14 protein-coding genes are annotated in these 16,132 nt (G+C 49.5%); 3 read left to right on the top strand and 11 right to left on the bottom strand.

The window, feature by feature from the left end:
- Positions 1–29 precede the first annotated feature (29 nt).
- From nhaR to dnaK, 8 genes are all read right to left on the bottom strand, one after another.
- A complete protein-coding gene (nhaR, locus tag G4551_RS03625; protein ID WP_003837333.1) occupies positions 30–929 on the bottom strand; it encodes a transcriptional activator NhaR in 900 nt (299 codons plus the stop codon).
- Positions 930–967: 38 nt separating this feature from the next.
- Entirely contained in the window at positions 968–2,134 is a 1,167-nt protein-coding gene (gene nhaA / locus G4551_RS03620; protein WP_003018952.1) for a Na+/H+ antiporter NhaA, read from the bottom strand.
- A 142-nt stretch (positions 2,135–2,276) separates the two neighbouring features.
- The gene (locus G4551_RS03615; RefSeq protein ID WP_003837330.1) at positions 2,277–3,539 is read right to left on the bottom strand and encodes an IS1/IS1595 family N-terminal zinc-binding domain-containing protein; all 1,263 of its coding nucleotides are present in this window, start codon (positions 3,537–3,539) and stop codon (positions 2,277–2,279) included.
- A 24-nt stretch (positions 3,540–3,563) separates the two neighbouring features.
- The gene (locus G4551_RS03610; protein WP_032941172.1) at positions 3,564–4,754 is read right to left on the bottom strand and encodes an anaerobic sulfatase maturase; all 1,191 of its coding nucleotides are present in this window, start codon (positions 4,752–4,754) and stop codon (positions 3,564–3,566) included.
- Between the two features lie 102 nt (positions 4,755–4,856).
- Positions 4,857–6,350: a sulfatase family protein gene (locus G4551_RS03605; protein WP_003837327.1), complete on the bottom strand. Its 1,494-nt coding sequence runs from the start codon at positions 6,348–6,350 to the stop codon at positions 4,857–4,859.
- A gap of 20 nt (positions 6,351–6,370) precedes the next feature.
- Positions 6,371–7,135: an outer membrane protein OmpK gene (locus G4551_RS03600; RefSeq protein ID WP_032941170.1), complete on the bottom strand. Its 765-nt coding sequence runs from the start codon at positions 7,133–7,135 to the stop codon at positions 6,371–6,373.
- Between the two features lie 352 nt (positions 7,136–7,487).
- A complete protein-coding gene (dnaJ, locus tag G4551_RS03595; RefSeq protein WP_003837322.1) occupies positions 7,488–8,621 on the bottom strand; it encodes a molecular chaperone DnaJ in 1,134 nt (377 codons plus the stop codon).
- Between the two features lie 85 nt (positions 8,622–8,706).
- Positions 8,707–10,629 carry a molecular chaperone DnaK gene (dnaK, locus tag G4551_RS03590; RefSeq protein ID WP_003018959.1) on the bottom strand — a complete coding sequence of 641 codons (1,923 nt, stop codon included), beginning with the start codon at positions 10,627–10,629 and terminating at the stop codon, positions 8,707–8,709.
- Positions 10,630–11,012: 383 nt separating this feature from the next.
- On the opposite strand from dnaK, the gene G4551_RS03585 reads away from it, so the two are divergent.
- The 3 genes from G4551_RS03585 to satP all read left to right on the top strand — a co-directional run bounded on the left by G4551_RS03585 (position 11,013) and on the right by satP (position 12,879).
- Positions 11,013–11,417, top strand: coding sequence for a DUF2541 family protein (locus G4551_RS03585; RefSeq protein ID WP_003018965.1), 405 nt, complete (start codon positions 11,013–11,015; stop codon positions 11,415–11,417).
- Between the two features lie 33 nt (positions 11,418–11,450).
- Positions 11,451–12,164: an acidic protein MsyB gene (msyB, locus tag G4551_RS03580; protein ID WP_003837316.1), complete on the top strand. Its 714-nt coding sequence runs from the start codon at positions 11,451–11,453 to the stop codon at positions 12,162–12,164.
- Between the two features lie 148 nt (positions 12,165–12,312).
- Complete coding sequence (satP, locus tag G4551_RS03575) at positions 12,313–12,879, top strand: acetate uptake transporter (protein ID WP_003018969.1); 567 nt, start codon at positions 12,313–12,315, stop codon at positions 12,877–12,879.
- Positions 12,880–12,913: 34 nt separating this feature from the next.
- Here the strand turns inward: satP and G4551_RS03570 are convergent, their stop codons facing one another.
- From G4551_RS03570 to tal, 3 genes are all read right to left on the bottom strand, one after another.
- Positions 12,914–14,221, bottom strand: a complete 1,308-nt coding sequence (locus G4551_RS03570; RefSeq protein ID WP_003837314.1) for an MFS transporter — start codon at positions 14,219–14,221, stop codon at positions 12,914–12,916.
- Positions 14,222–14,345: 124 nt separating this feature from the next.
- A complete protein-coding gene (mog, locus tag G4551_RS03565) occupies positions 14,346–14,933 on the bottom strand; it encodes a molybdopterin adenylyltransferase (protein ID WP_003837312.1) in 588 nt (195 codons plus the stop codon).
- Between the two features lie 110 nt (positions 14,934–15,043).
- Positions 15,044–15,997, bottom strand: coding sequence for a transaldolase (gene tal / locus G4551_RS03560; protein WP_003018974.1), 954 nt, complete (start codon positions 15,995–15,997; stop codon positions 15,044–15,046).
- Positions 15,998–16,132 lie beyond the last annotated feature (135 nt).

The following is a 16,132-nucleotide window of genomic DNA, read 5'->3' as shown; positions in this document are numbered from 1 at the left end:
GTACACCGCAGCCGGCAACATGAAGGCGTTTAGACCTGTGGCGACTTGAACAGTGCTGAGTAGTCCGTATTGCAAATACGCTGCACCGCCGGATGCTGGATCATCCTTTCAGCAAATATGGCGTGATACTCCTCCATCACATTCTCTACGCGTCCAATTTCAACAATAGAATCATCGGCATAGAAATTGTGTGAATACAGCGTAGGTGCAACGAAAATGGCATTATGCGTTGCGCCAAACGCTTTCATCAGCGCAGCGTCATCAAACTCGCCGAGGATTTCGACATTCAATCCTTGTGAGTTGATCCAATTCAGCAGCTTACGACCGAGCATTGAACGACGTCCAGGGATCAGTAATCGACGCTCCTCAAGGCAGGCCGGGAAGGGTTTTTCAGGCAACGGTTTGGTGCACCAAAAACTCACGCTGCATTCGCCTATCCGCACTGAGAACAGCCCTTCCTGCTGCGTAGAGTCGATCGGGCAGTCGGAGATAATCATATCCAGCTTATGCTGACTGAGTTGATCCAACAGCATCTCATGTGTTGACTCAAAACAACGCAGATGGATTTGTTCATCTTCAACCACAGCGGCATCCAGCACGCTGCTGACCAGCTGCTTCGATAGCGCATCCGCCACGCCGACATCAAACAGTAAATTAGACTCTTTGCGGTAGTTCACGATATCCAGCATTTCCTGGCTTAAGGTGAACATCTTATCCGCATAACGAAAAACCAATTCGCCTAACTCACTAGGCTCCAGTCCACGCCCCTTGCGCTTGAACAGCTTTCCCTGCAAACGTTCCTCAAGCGCTTTAATCTGCCCGGTAATGGTCTGCGGCGTCAGATAAAGCGCTTCTGCAGCGCCAACCACCGAACCTTCTTTATAGACATGCCAAAAGTAGTACAGGTGGTTGTAGTTTATATGAGACATACTCACTCCCTGAAAATTGTCACAAAAGGGTTATCCCGTCAGGCTGACGCGTTCAACCGGGTGCGTAACCAGCAGTAACCTATTACCGCCGACAGCAAGGAACCGATCAGGATCCCCAGTTTCGCCCAGTTAATCAGCTCAGGATCGACGTTCCCAAACGCCAGGCTGGCGATGAAAATCGACATCGTAAAGCCAATGCCGCACAGAATGCCGACCGCCATAATTTGCTGGAAGTTCGTTCCCTCCGGCAATTGCGCCACCTTAAGGCGTAACGCCAGCCAGCAAAACAGGCTGATACCCAGCGGTTTGCCGATCAACAAACCAGCAATGATCCCCAGCGGTAACACCGAGGTCAGTCCATCAATAGTAACGCCCTGCAGTGAAACGCCCGCGTTGGCGAAGGCAAACAGTGGCAGGATCAGGTATGCCACCCATGGATGCAGAACATGCTCCAGTCGCTTCGCCGGTGAACGCCCGTGTTTTTCCTTTAACGGAATGAAGAAACCGACGATCACGCCAGCCAGCGTCGCATGCACGCCGGACTTCAGTACCGCAGTCCATAGCACCACGCCCACCAGAATATAAATCCCGGTACGTCTCACGCCACACAGATTCAAGGCCGCCAGGACGAGAATGGCACACGCGGCAACGCCCAGCGACAGCAGCGAGAGATCGCTGGTGTAGAACAGTGCGATGATTACGATAGCGCCGAGGTCATCAATAATCGCCAGCGCCATCAGGAATATTTTCAACGCCAGCGGAACGCGGCTGCCCAACAACGCCAGCACACCTAACGCAAAAGCGATGTCCGTTGCCGCCGGGATCGCCCACCCTTCACGGGTGATGGGATCGGCATAGTTGAATGCCAGGTACAGCAGCGCCGGGACAATCATGCCCCCGATAGCGGCAATGATCGGAAACGCTGCCTGACGCAGGCTGGCCAGCGAGCCTTGCATCAACTCACGCTTCACCTCCAGACCAATCAACAGGAAGAACACCGCCATCAACGCGTCGTTGATCCACAGCAGCATATTTTTGTTGATCTCAAGCGCGCCAACCCGCAGTTGAACGGGCGTTTCCAAAAAGGCGTGGTACCATCCACTGGTTACCCCGATGTTTGCCATCAGCATAGCGACCACGGCAGCGATGATCAGAATGATGCCCCCCGAGGCGTCACTACTAAAAAAACGATGCAGATGTTTCACTTTTATTCTCTCTATTGGGTGAATACTTCGTAAATACTATCTTACACCCTCAAAAAGCTCGTTAAAATTAGATTATTTGTGATTGATAGATCGGTTTTTACGAAGAATGAATCCAGGTGGGAACGGCTGAAAATCAGTACTCTTAGTAGTCATGTCGTTCGATGTGACGGGCATTGAATGCATAGCGGAGATAATCCAGCGTTGAGACGACATTACCGGGTGACATATGGTTAATTTGTGTCAGAAACGGATGATTATTGATGTACGTAATAAATTCCGTTGCTCCGGCAAGCGTAGCATGACGTAGCATGCCTGTTTTTTTATTACTCGTTAGGTTACATGCCGCTATCGCATAATCTTGGGTAGAATAGGTACGCCAGACATTATTACGAATCCCCCCACTTTGAAACATGCGGTACGGAATATCACTTTGCGCAGGCCTGTCCCCTCTTTCCTTCACAAACGAGATATGGCAGCGCCCTTGCTGAACGTGCTGTAAATTAGCCATCATACAACCACCTAATATGAAGCACTCATGGTCAATGTAATGCTGAACATTGAGGGAGCGTTCATCAGTAAGTGTTTTGACTAACTCAAAATGCCGATAAGCCGGCAGGACAGGTTTTACCAGCATTCCGGAATCGTTTCTGTATAGCGTTGCAGGACCATAATCCACATCAAACAAGGTATTTCGTCGCATTGTCATCAGTTCCTTGCGCTGGACAAGATGCGCTAACGTTCCGGGGGGTAAACGTTCTTCATAGTAGGAAGCATACTGGTACTCACCCTCAACAGGCTGGGTTGAATAATTAGTCGAAACGGCAATAACCCGACCGCTATTCTCCTCAACGGTAACCAGAACATACAGACTGTTGTCACTACCGTTAAATCTAATCCGAAAAGCACGCGTACTCATCACCAGGTCGAATTTCGGAATAACAAACTCACGTTCAGCCTGATTTGCCTTACGGGATAATTTTAGTAGAACGCGGTTCAGGCCCGTGCTGTCGACAGAAAGCGCCGTACGAATATCAACAAGTGAAGCACCCTCCAGGATAAGCCGGGCAAGATCTTCCAGACGAGGATCGTCTTTATGCCTGACAGGAGAAATAAACGTTTTATGACATTGCAGGCAATAAACTCGCGGTTCCCCCTGAGCGGAAAAACCATACTTTTTTAATGAGGAACTGCCGCATGTTGGGCAAACCTTAACCAACCCCTTCCATGACTGGTTTACCGACTGACGAAAAAGGTTAAGAGAGCGCTCAGAAATGATAGGGAAAAAAAAGCCACATTCCCGGCACAGGATATTTTTCCCCTGTGCCAAATAATCAGGGCTATTAAAGACTCCGAGGTTTTTACAATCGGGTGTTTTACACACATCTACATTGATTTGAGAAAACATATTCACTCCCTGCGAATATTGCTATCACACAAATATTGATTTTATCTCTGCGGGTGAAAATCCATTTTCATAGAGCGTTTTCATCGCATTCATCGTTGGGCTGGTATGGGCAAAAAAAGCCTGGTAACCCGCGCACAGGTAGTTTTGATTCGAAGAACCAGAAACCGAAGGTAAAAAACGATGCTTAGGGCAACCACCATAACAGGCAAACTGCCACTGACAGGCATGACATTCCCGTGCCATTGTTCGGCGCTTATCGTCGCCAAACTGTCGATTCTGTTGACTGTTGTTCATTGCGCGCAACGTCATATCCTGGATATTTCCCAGTTTGTACTGTGGGTAAACAAAATGATCGCAATTATAGACATCACCATTCATTTCCAGCGCAAACGCACTACCGCAGGTTGGCGCAAATACACATACCTGTGGCGGTAATCCACACCAGGCCACTAAAGTTTGCTCGAAAATCTGTACACCTACATCGCCAATGTCGTTACGGATCCAGACATCAAAGATTGCATTAAGAAAATGGCCAAATTCGATGGGATCAACAGACCAGGACATCATTACAGTTTGTTTATCAACAGGATGTGCCAATCCTGCGTCACCACCTCTCTCAACCAGCGGAATAAACTGCATATAGCGGCTGCCAATGCTTTTAAGATATTCATAGACCTGCAGCGGATAACGCATATTTGTACGGTTAACGACCGTCAGCGTATTAAACTCGACACCGTGACGTACCAGACATTTAATGGCTTGCTCAACCTTTTCGTGTGTCGGCTTTCCTGAACGCGTAACGCGCCATTCATCATGCAAAGCTGCATCACCGTCAATAGAAATCCCAACCAGGACGTTATGCTGCTTAAAAAACATCGCCCATTCGTTATCAATCAAAATACCGTTGGTCTGGAAAGTATTGATTATTGTCTTTTCACCCGCGTATATCTGCTGAAGTTCGACCGCCCGTCGAAAAAATGGCAGCCCCATCAACGTTGGCTCCCCTCCTTGCCAGGCAAAAATCACCTCATCCACATCCTGCGCGGCGATATGCTGTTTGATAAACAATTCAAGCGTATCTTCAGACATCCTGTAATTGGCTTTTCTCTGGGGATAGAGCTTCTCTTTCTCCAGGTAAAAACAGTATTTACAATCCAGATTGCATACCGAACCCGTCGGTTTAATCATGACCTGGCAACTTTTCCTGCTCATCATCATTCAAGCCTATAAATAAAAGAACCTGGCTCAGAGCTAAAACGCTGAGCCAGGCGGGCAGAGCCCTAAGTGGCATACATGGTATTTCTTATAATTATTCGATTAGCCCCAGGTGACCGGCGTAGGCTTATCACCGCGTGCTTTCATTAACGAGTCGTTATCAATATCCTGTTTATATTTCAGGAATTTACCGTAGAGTTGTTTCTCAATATCAGGCTGTTTGCCGATCTGGTTCAGTGTCTCGAAACGATCTTTTTTCAGGTTATAGAGGTACTTGGGTTTATTCTCACGATCGATGATCATTTTCCAGTCGCCATCACGAATAGCCCATTCATCAGTAGGGTCATCCTGGAATGGCATATCGATACCGAAAATCAGCGGTTTTTCACGTTTTAAGGTTTTCTGTTCCAGCAATGGAATCAAAGACTGCCCATCATAGGTGCGATCGGTAGGGAGCTTGAAGTTCATCATGTTTGCCAGCGTCGGCAACCAGTCGAGGCCATAGACAGGCGTATCTGTCACCATTCCCTGCGGAATATGCTTACCATATTTGATAATTGCCGGAACGCGGATCCCGCCCTCCCACAGATTATCTTTACGACCGCGAAGACCATCCGTTTCACCCGCCAGGTTTAACTCATACACTTTACGCGCTTCACGAGTGACAGGTCCGTTATCACTAGTAAAGATAACAATGGTGTTATCTTCTTCACCCATTGCCTTTATCTTATCCATTACTTTACCAACCTGAGCATCCATATAACTGACGTTGGCGTAATACTCACCTGTGCCACGCCAAGGTTTATCAGCCCAATCACCGTAGAACAGATCCGGATGCTGTTTCTGGTAGGCACTCATATATTGCGAATACATATCGAGGTACTTTTTCGGTGAGGCCAGCGGGCTATGGACCTCGGTAAATGCAACGTATAAGAAGAACGGTTTATCGTCTTTCTTGTTATCCAGCCAGTTAACGACTTCTGAACTAACCAGTTCACCGCTAAATGTTTCTGCTCTGCCAATCGGTTTGCCATTACGCGCGAATCCGGTCGGATGCACGGTGCCATAGCGTGGGCGCTCTTTCGCGTTATCTAAAGTGGAATCGGTCACAAACCCGGCTGTATTCACCAGGCCATAGTCAAACCCCATATCCTTAGCTTGCGGTTGGTCTGTTCGATCACCGCCGGCATTGAGGTGTAATTTACCCATCATCGCCGTGTCGTAGCCTTGCGCTTTCAGCAGATTAGCAATCGTCAGCTCATTACGGCCCAATGCCACATCTTTCCCTTCCGGGATCCAGGAACGGATCCCCGTGCGGAACGGCATACGTCCAGTCAATAACCCAGCACGAGAAGGGGAGCAAAGCGGAGCTGGCGCATAGTAATCCGTAAATCTCACACCATCCTGAGCCAATTTATCGATATTCGGTGTTTTAACGATTTGATGACCATAAACCGCCAGATCGCCATAACCCAAATCATCCGCAAGAATGATGACTAAATTAGGGCGTTTATCCGCAGCAGCCTGCGCGGTTTGTAATGTGCTCCCGGCGCACAGTGCCAGCCCAATCATGCTGGCAATGACTGTTCTTTTCATTTCAGTTCCTTTAATTTTAATTAAAATGAATATCCGACCATATAAATCATCTGATCCCCATATCCGTCATAACCTAATTTGTTCTCAAAATAACGATACGTTACAGATGCCTTCCATCGTGGATAAAACTTCCATGCCAGCGTTAATCCTCCATTTAAACCATTTCGACCGAATTGCTGCTCCGTGTAAGCATCATTTCTATCAATCTCGACTTCATTCCAGTCAGATAAAACAAAGCTTTCACCAAATAAAGAGAAGTTATAAACAGCAGTCCAACCAATAACATATCCATTCCATCCACTGGTCTGTCCATATTTCGGTGATACATAGTCACCTGATTGGTTATGCAAGCCGATATAAGGTTTAAAGAAACCCCAATCTCCACTCCACTCCAGATAACCGAGTCCATAAAACATATCCAGATCGTCACCCCATGAGTTGTCCCATTGACCGTATATCTTGCCAAAGAAGGTATAGTCAGAATCAAAAAGACGCACATGGGTCATAGCAGAGACGGTATGGTTACGGCCCGCCACTGCATGGTTTAATACGTTGCTTTCAATAAAAGAATAGAATTCAGCCTCTCTAAAATTGACGCCAAAATCAGCCGTTGCTTTCCAAACTTCACCGCGGTGCACATTCACAAAACCGCTATTCCAGTCTGCATAACCAGCGTTAATTGACCCAAAAGAGTTTTTATATTCCAGAGCTTGTACATTTTGGCTAAAAAGAGCTGGAGTGGCTAATACAAGACTAGCCAGTAGTATTTCCTTTATCCGAGGCATTGAATTTATTCCCCATAATTATAATTTTTTCATCAATGAATGAAGGTTCGCTGCGGTGATAAATATTAAACAAATGTAATTACAAGATAGTGATGTAAATCTCACATCAGAATAGATAATGACTGCTTAAAATAATGTGTCAAATAATGTTGCTGTAGATATGATAAGTTCATATTTGTTAGTAAGCGCATCAATATCTTCTTACTAACCTCCCCTAATATATTTACCTGACATGTTAGAAAACTCACATTCAAGGCCATCCAACTCACTTTTATCCTTGACAATAAAAAACCGGTATTCCCTTAAAAGGGAATACCGGTTTTTTCAAACGAGAAAGTTTTTTGGCTTGTCGTTAGCGAGTCAGATCGTCAAAGAACTTCTTCACACCGTCGAAGAAACTTTTGGAGCGCGGACTGTTTTGTTCACCCGTCGGGCCGCCAAAGCTGTCCTGCAAATCTTTCAGCAGTTGCTTCTGCTTGTCGTTCAGGCCAACCGGGGTTTCCACTACCACGCGGCACAGCAGGTCTCCCTGAGCGCCACCGCGTACAGACTTGACGCCCTTTCCACGCATGCGGAAAAGTTTGCCAGTTTGCGTTTCGCCCGGAATTTTTAGCTTCACGCGACCGTCCAGCGTCGGGACTTCAATCTCGCCGCCCAGAGCAGCCATCGCAAAGTTAATCGGCACTTCGCAGTAGAGGTTATTGCCTTCACGTTCGAAAATTGGGTGTTGTTTTACTTGCACCTGAACGTACAAATCACCTGCTGGCGCGCCATGCTCACCGGCTTCGCCTTCACCAGACAAACGGATACGGTCGCCGGTATCAACCCCAGCCGGGATTTTAACAGACAGCGTTTTGCTCTTCTCAACGCGACCATGCCCGTGGCATTTGTTGCACGGATCTTTGATCAGCGTACCGCGGCCCTGACAGTGTGGACAGGTCTGCTGTACGGCAAAAAAGCCCTGACGCATCTGCACCTGACCGGAACCGTGACAGGTTGGACAGGTTTGCGGCTGAGTGCCCGCCTTTGCGCCGCTACCGTGGCAGACGTCACACTCTTCCAGAGTCGGAATACGGATCTCTTTGGTGACGCCACGCACGGCTTCTTCCAGAGTGAGATCCATGTTGTAACGTAAATCAGCACCACGTGAGGCGCGCTGACGACCACGACCGCCGCCAAAGATATCGCCAAACACGTCACCAAAGATATCGCTGAAGTCAGCCCCGCCGCCAAAACCGCCGCCGCCGCCCATACCGCCTTGCTCAAACGCAGCATGACCGTACTGATCGTAGGCCGCACGTTTTTGCGCATCGGTCAGGATCTCGTACGCTTCTTTGATCTCTTTAAACTTGGCTTCGGCCTCTTTATCACCCTGGTTGCGGTCCGGATGATATTTCATGGCCAGGCGCTTGTAGGCCTTTTTGATTTCACGCTCTTCCGCTGATTTGGAAACGCCTAAAATCTCGTAATAGTCTTGCTTAGCCATCTCTTTTTATCTGCCCCTAACATGCGTGCACGGGCGGAGAGGAAACCTCTTCGCCCGTGCCAGTAATTACCCGTTCAAAGGGCGATTATTTTTTGTCTTTCACTTCTTCAAACTCGGCGTCGACAACGTCGTCATCTTTCGCGTTATTTGCAGAAGCATCAGCGCCTGCTGCACCAGCCTGTTGCTGTGCGTGCTGCTGCTGAGCGATTTCCATCAGTTTCTGGGAAACCTGTGCCAGCGCCTGCATTTTCGCTTCGATATCCGCTTTGTCTTCACCTTTCAGAGAAGTTTCCAGCGCGGTCAGTGCAGACTCGATGGCAGTTTTGTCGTCAGCCGGCAGTTTGTCGCCTGCTTCTTCAACCTGCTTGCGAGTGCTGTGCAGCAGATGGTCACCCTGGTTACGGGTCTGAACCAGCTCTTCAAACTTACGGTCAGATTCTGCGTTCGCTTCTGCTTCGCGAACCATTTTCTGAATTTCTTCTTCGTTCAGACCAGAAGAAGCCTTGATGGTGATCTTCTGCTCTTTACCGCTGTTTTTGTCTTTCGCGGAAACGTGCAGGATACCGTCGGCATCGATGTCAAAAGTAACTTCGATCTGCGGCATACCGCGCGGAGCCGGGCTGATACCATCCAGGTTAAACTGACCCAGATCTTTGTTATCAGCAGCACGTTTACGTTCACCCTGCAGCACATGGATGGTTACCGCAGACTGGTTGTCTTCAGCGGTAGAGAACACCTGGCTGTGCTTGGTCGGGATAGTGGTGTTTTTCGCGATCAGCGGAGTCATTACGCCACCCATGGTTTCGATACCCAGAGACAGCGGGGTAACGTCCAGCAGCAGCACGTCTTTAACATCACCGGTCAATACACCACCCTGAACAGCAGCACCGATTGCTACGGCTTCGTCCGGGTTAACGTCTTTACGCGGTTCTTTACCGAAGAACTCAGCGACTTTCTTCTGCACCATCGGCATACGCGTCTGACCACCAACGAGGATAACGTCGTTGATATCAGATACGGACAGGCCAGCATCCTGCAGAGCAACTTTCAGCGGCTCGATAGAACGGTTAACCAGGTCTTCAACCAGGCTTTCCAGTTTCGCACGGGTCACTTTGATGTTCATATGTTTCGGACCGGTCGCGTCTGCAGTGATGTACGGCAGGTTCACGTCGGTCTGCTGAGCGGAAGACAGCTCGATCTTCGCTTTCTCAGCGGCTTCTTTCAGACGCTGCATCGCCAGCGGGTCATTACGCAGGTCGATACCCTGATCTTTCTTAAACTCGTCAACCAGGTAGTTGATCATACGGCTGTCGAAGTCTTCACCACCCAGGTGGGTATCACCGTTGGTTGCCAGAACTTCGAAGGTTTTTTCGCCGTCAACTTCGTCGATTTCGATAATAGAGATATCGAAAGTACCACCACCGAGGTCATATACCGCGATAGTACGGTTGCCGACTTCTTTATCCAGACCGTAAGCCAGCGCAGCTGCGGTTGGTTCGTTGATGATACGTTTTACTTCCAGACCTGCGATACGACCGGCGTCTTTAGTTGCCTGACGCTGAGCATCGTTAAAGTATGCAGGTACGGTGATAACTGCTTCAGTTACCGGCTCACCCAGGTAATCTTCAGCCGTTTTCTTCATTTTTTTCAGCACTTCAGCAGAAATCTGCGGCGGTGCCAGTTTCTGACCTTTTACGTCAATCCATGCATCACCGTTGTCAGCACCGATGATTTTGTACGGCATGATGGCTTCATCACGCTGTACTTCTTCGTCCTGGAAGCGGCGGCCAATCAGGCGTTTAATCGCAAACAGGGTGTTTTGCGGGTTTGTCACTGCCTGACGTTTAGCCGGCTGACCAACCAGAGTTTCACCATCCTGGGTATAAGCAATGATAGAAGGCGTGGTGCGATCGCCCTCGGCGTTCTCCAGCACACGTGCAGTAGTGCCATCCATAATCGCTACACAAGAGTTGGTAGTACCCAGGTCGATACCAATAATTTTACCCATCTAAACGTCTCCACTAAAAATTCGGTCATCATGTGGTTGTGAATCTGTAATAAGGGCGAAACGTGCGGTTTCAACTACCCTGAATCGTTTTTTTTCAGACTCACCACTGCGGTTGCTTACAAGATGGGGTCGTAACCCACGTCATCAAGGGGGGCATGAAAATTTTTTTTAGCCTTGTGGCAATAAAATCGCAGAAAAAAGGTTAAAAGATTAAAAAATGAATAGTCTCAAATAAAAATTAATTCATAAAACAGATAAAATCAGCACAGCCATTCACATAAAAATTGTAATAAAAAGAAAAGATTACAAGCATGAATCATGATTCTGACAGCGGTAAGATGGTCTGAAACGACACACTTTTACAGCCGTCAAAGAGAAATTCCATGAAATCCGTATTAACCCTTTCCGCCAGCCTGCTTATGGGCCTGCTGCTAAGCAGCGCCGCACACGCTAACGATCATAAAGTCCTCGGCGTGATCGCCATGCCTCGTAATGAAACCAACGATCTGACGCTGAAACTTCCCGTTTGCCGCGTGGTGAAACGCATTCAACTTACGGCCGATCATGGTGATTTACAGCTCAGTGGTGCATCGGTTTATTTCAAAGCTGCCCGCATGTCCAGCCAGAGTCTGAACGTACCTTCCTCCATCAAAGAAGGGCAAACGACCAATTGGATCAACATCAATAGCGACAACGACAATAAGCGCTGCGTGAAAAAAATTACCTTCTCCGGCCATACGGTGAACTCTTCTGATATGGCGACGCTGAAAATCATCGGCGACGACTAATTCCCCATACTTTTATTCAAAAGCCATAGAAACATGAATGTCACCTATTTGAATGACGACGATCTCGATTTTCTTCAGCATTGCAGTGAGGAGCAGCTCGCCAATATTACCCGCCTGCTTACACATAATGAAAAGGGGAAAGCCCGTCTGTCGAGCGTTCTCAACCACAACGATTTATTTAAATCGATGGAAGGACATCCGGAACAGCACCGCCGCAACTGGCAACTGATTGCTGGCGAACTGCAGCATTATGGGGGCGACAGCATTGCCAATAAACTCCGTGGACATGGAAAACTGTATCGGGCGATTTTGCTGGACGTTTCGAAGCGTCTGAAGATTAAAGCTGATAAAGAGATGTCCACGTTCGAAATTGAACAGTCTCTGCTGGAGCACTTTTTACGCAATGCCTGGCAAAAAATGGATGCCGGACAAAAGCAGGAATTTCTGCAGGCTGTCGATGCAAAAGTTTCTGAACTGGAAGAACTGCTACCGTTATTATTGAAGGATCGTCACCTGGCAAAAGGCGTCTCTCACCTGCTCTCCGGCCAGTTAACCAAAATTCTGCGAACCCACGCCGCCGTCAGCGTAATCGGGCACGGATTACTGCGCGGAGCCGGACTTGGCGGCCCGGTAGGTGCGGCTTTAAACGGGGTTAAAGCGGTGAGCGGCAGCGCTTATCGGGTGACGATCCCGGCTGTACTCCACATTGCCTGCCTGCGCAGAATGTTCAACCACGCACAAGCGTGATGCCCATCACAGGGAAAATAATTCGTTTTCCCTTCGTTAGATCATAGACAGTGCCCTCTCCCCTGATTATTATGCCGCGCCCCGAAGACAGTGATCGTTATTTGGGGAAACTATTTCACCATTCAATCAATGATGATTTTGAGGAATTATGGGCAACACTAAGTTGGCTAATCCGGCACCGCTGGGCCTGATGGGCTTTGGCATGACCACCATTCTGCTTAACCTGCATAACGCGGGTTTCTTCGCTTTAGACGTTATTATTCTGGCGATGGGCATTTTCTACGGCGGTATCGCGCAAATTTTTGCCGGTCTTCTGGAATATAAAAAAGGCAACACCTTCGGTTTAACCGCCTTTACCTCCTACGGTTCGTTCTGGCTGACGCTGGTTGCGATTCTGCTGATGCCGAAAATGGGCCTCGCGGATGCAACCAATGGTCAGTTCCTGGGCGCTTACCTGGGTCTGTGGGGCGTGTTCACTCTGTTCATGTTCTTCGGTACGCTGAAAGCCGCGCGCATGCTGCAGTTCGTGTTCCTGAGCCTGACAGTGCTGTTCGCCCTGCTGGCCGTTGGCAACATTGCAGGTAACGAAGCAATCATTCACGTAGCGGGTTGGGTTGGCTTAGTGTGTGGCGCAAGCGCTATTTACCTGGCGATGGGTGAAGTGCTGAACGAACAGTTTGGCCGTACCATCCTGCCGATTGGTGAAGCGCACTAATCTGACAATATCCCCCCTGACGGGGGGGTATTCCTTACAAACGCTGTAACTCTCCCTGTACGCTCGTATCGCGATGATAAATATCCTGTCGCAGCCAAATTCCCAGACCTAACCCCACCAGCGATAACGCCAGCACATACCAGGCCGGAGCCATTGGCGACACGCTCATTAACATCGTCACGGCGATTGGCGTCAGACCACCAAAAATGGCATATGAGACGTTATAGGAAAAGGAAATACCGGTAAAACGGACTTCCGCCGGAAACGCCCGCACCATGACATAAGGCACTGCGCCGACTACGCCAACGCATAATCCCACCAGCCCGTATAACAGGAACAAGTGCTGAGGATGGCTGCCGGTCAGGTGATAGAAAAACCAGCTCGAACAGGCCAGCAGCAGGCTGCCGACAATAAAGGTTTTGCTGGCGCCGACCCGGTCGACAATAAATCCGGCCAGCAGACAGCCGACGCACAGCATAATGGTAGCGACACTGTTGGCCTGTAACGTTAGCGCGGGTGCAAAGCCATACTGCTTCTGCAACCAGACTGGTGACATCAGGATCACCACCACAATCCCGGCCGATAACAACCAGGTCAGCAGCATTGAAATAACCACCGCTTTTTTATGCTTACTCACCACCGACTTCACCGGTAGCTCTTGCGCAAGTGCTTTACGCTGCTGCATTTCGAGGAAGATTGGCGTTTCCTGCAACCAGCGGCGCAGGTACATCGCCACCAGCCCAAAAACGCCCCCCAGCAGGAACGGGATACGCCAGCCGTAGTCATGCACCGCCTGTTGCGTCAGGTTGGTATTCACTAGCGTCGCAACCACCGACCCCAACAGAATCCCCACCGTCAGCCCGGCGGTCAGCGTGCCACAGGCAATGCCGATGCGGCGCTCCGGTACGTGCTCCGCCACGAACACCCACGCGCCCGGCACTTCTCCGCCGATGGCAGCGCCTTGCAAAATGCGCATCAGCAGTAACAGCAGCGGTGCGAGGATCCCCATTGAAGCGTAGGTAGGCAAAAGACCAATCGCCAGCGTCGGTATCGCCATCAGCAAAATGCTCAGGGTGAACATTTTCTTACGCCCGACCAGATCGCCAAAGTGCGCCATGATGATGCCACCCAGCGGACGCGCCAGATATCCGGCGGCAAAAATGCCGAAGGTTTGCACCTGACGTAGCCACTCAGGAATGTCTGCCGGAAAGAAGAGTTCACCAACAACAGCGGCAAAGAAGACGAAGATAATGAAATCATAAAACTCAAGCGCGCCGCCGAGGGCAGCAAGCGTAAGAGTTTTATAATCCTGGCGATTCAGCGGTCGAGTGTGTTGTGACATAGCAAACCATCAGTCAGTGGAGTTATTGAATCTGTCTGTCGATATATGTAAAGCAAAAATTACTATATCGTAAACAATTCAATACTCCACTGTGATTGGCACTTATGTCACGATCGGGCTACTTTCAGCTGTTTGTATCGCGAATTGCGCTTTTAGGACGAAAAGATGCTACAACAGCCGGTGCGGTTTCCACATACGGCCCATCCAGCAACTGTATACAATACGGTACACTTGCAAAAATACCCGGTACGATAACCTTACCGTCGGCATCTTTCACGCCTTCCAGCGTTTCTTTGATCGATTTCGGCTGCCCAGGCAGATTCAGGATCAACGCCTGTTTGCGAATCACACCGACCTGGCGGGAGAGAATAGCCGTTGGCACAAAGTGCAGACTTATCTGGCGCATCTGTTCGCCAAAGCCTGGCATCTGGCGGTCAGCCACGGCAAGCGTAGCATCGGGGGTCACGTCGCGACGTGCCGGACCCGTTCCGCCGGTAGTCAGCACCAGATGACAGCTCATTTCATCCACCAGCTCGCATAAGGTCTGTTCGATGATCGCCTGTTCATCCGGGATCAGTCGCGTTTGCAGCTCAAAAGGGGTGGTAAGGGCAGATGCCAGCCACTCTTCAAGGGCCGGGATACCTTTATCCTGGTAAACGCCGCTGGAAGCACGGTCAGAAATGGAAACCAGGCCAATGCGTAAAGTATTCATGATTATTCCGTTTAAACAGTCTCGTTAAACAGAATGATACACTGCGAAAGGAAGGACAGACAGGTTTCAGAAGAGGTAGCGTGACCCATATCAGGGCCACGCGTTAATGATTACAGCAGATCGCCGATCATTTTTTCCAGTTTACCCTGGTCTACAGCAAACTTACGGATACCGTCCGCCAGTTTATCTACAGCCATCGGATCCTGGTTGTGCTGCCACAGGAACTCAGCTTCGGTGATGCGTGCAGGACGCGCTTTCACTTCGCCGGAGAAGGACAGTTTACGTTCGATAGCGCCTTCGCTTTCCGCCAGCTCTTTCAGCAGTGCCGGAGCAATCGTCAGACGATCGCAGCCTGCCAGCTCAATGATTTCGCCGATGTTACGGAAGCTCGCACCCATCACCACGGTTTCGTAACCGTGCTGTTTGTAGTACTCGTAGATTTCCGTTACGGAAACCACACCCGGATCTTCTGCCGGTGCATACTCTTTCTTGTCGGTGTTGGCTTTGTACCAGTCAAGAATACGACCAACGAACGGAGAAATCAGGTATACGCCAGCTTCTGCACATGCACGTGCCTGCGCGAAGGAGAACAGCAGAGTCAGGTTACAGTTGATGCCTTCTTTTTCCAGCTGCTCAGCGGCACGGATGCCCTGCCAGGTTGAAGCCAGTTTAATCAGAATGCGATCGTTGCTGATGCCAGCGTCGTTGTACATCTTGATCAGACGTTTTGCTTTCGCGATGGACGCGTCGGTGTCGTAAGACAGACGAGCGTCAACTTCAGTAGAAATACGACCCGGGACCAGTTTCAGGATCTCCAGACCGATATTTACTGCCAGTTTGTCGGTCGCGTCGACGATCTGCTGTGCGCGGTCGTTGCTCTGCTGCTTAGCCCAGGCTACAGCGTCATCAATCAGCTTGCGGTATTCTGGGATCTGCGCTGCGTTAAGAATGAGAGAAGGGTTAGTTGTGGCATCCTGAGGCTGATACAGCTTCATTGCCGCGATGTCTCCGGTGTCGGCCACTACTGTGGTGAACTGACGAAGGGAGGTCAATTTGTCCGTCATGATAGCGATTCTCTTTAAACAGCTTGTTAGGGGGATGTAACCGATCTTCCCTGATGATAGCACGACGCACTCTCAGCGCAACCGCCTGGATTGTCCGACCCGCTGCTCAGCCCTGATTACGCATCTCAAAGCCTG

The organism is Citrobacter freundii ATCC 8090 = MTCC 1658 = NBRC 12681, from assembly GCF_011064845.1.
In the GTDB taxonomy this organism is placed as follows: domain Bacteria; phylum Pseudomonadota; class Gammaproteobacteria; order Enterobacterales; family Enterobacteriaceae; genus Citrobacter; species Citrobacter freundii.
The sequence above is the reverse complement of the archived record's forward strand: the minus strand, read 5'-3'. Positions and strand labels throughout refer to the sequence as shown.

Bases quoted from the DNA above. Each gene is read 5' to 3' on its own strand.
- dnaK (WP_003018959.1), bottom strand. From the start codon at position 10,629: ATGGGTAAAATTATTGGTATCGACCTGGGTACTACCAACTCTTGTGTA.
- G4551_RS03600 (WP_032941170.1), bottom strand. From the start codon at position 7,135: ATGCCTCGGATAAAGGAAATACTACTGGCTAGTCTTGTATTAGCCACT.
- satP (WP_003018969.1), top strand. From the start codon at position 12,313: ATGGGCAACACTAAGTTGGCTAATCCGGCACCGCTGGGCCTGATGGGC.
- G4551_RS03615 (WP_003837330.1), bottom strand. From the start codon at position 3,539: ATGTTTTCTCAAATCAATGTAGATGTGTGTAAAACACCCGATTGTAAA.
- G4551_RS03605 (WP_003837327.1), bottom strand. From the start codon at position 6,350: ATGAAAAGAACAGTCATTGCCAGCATGATTGGGCTGGCACTGTGCGCC.
- G4551_RS03610 (WP_032941172.1), bottom strand. From the start codon at position 4,754: ATGATGAGCAGGAAAAGTTGCCAGGTCATGATTAAACCGACGGGTTCG.
- nhaR (WP_003837333.1), bottom strand. From the start codon at position 929: ATGTCTCATATAAACTACAACCACCTGTACTACTTTTGGCATGTCTAT.
- G4551_RS03585 (WP_003018965.1), top strand. From the start codon at position 11,013: ATGAAATCCGTATTAACCCTTTCCGCCAGCCTGCTTATGGGCCTGCTG.
- tal (WP_003018974.1), bottom strand. From the start codon at position 15,997: ATGACGGACAAATTGACCTCCCTTCGTCAGTTCACCACAGTAGTGGCC.
- G4551_RS03570 (WP_003837314.1), bottom strand. From the start codon at position 14,221: ATGTCACAACACACTCGACCGCTGAATCGCCAGGATTATAAAACTCTT.
- msyB (WP_003837316.1), top strand. From the start codon at position 11,451: ATGAATGTCACCTATTTGAATGACGACGATCTCGATTTTCTTCAGCAT.
- mog (WP_003837312.1), bottom strand. From the start codon at position 14,933: ATGAATACTTTACGCATTGGCCTGGTTTCCATTTCTGACCGTGCTTCC.
- dnaJ (WP_003837322.1), bottom strand. From the start codon at position 8,621: ATGGCTAAGCAAGACTATTACGAGATTTTAGGCGTTTCCAAATCAGCG.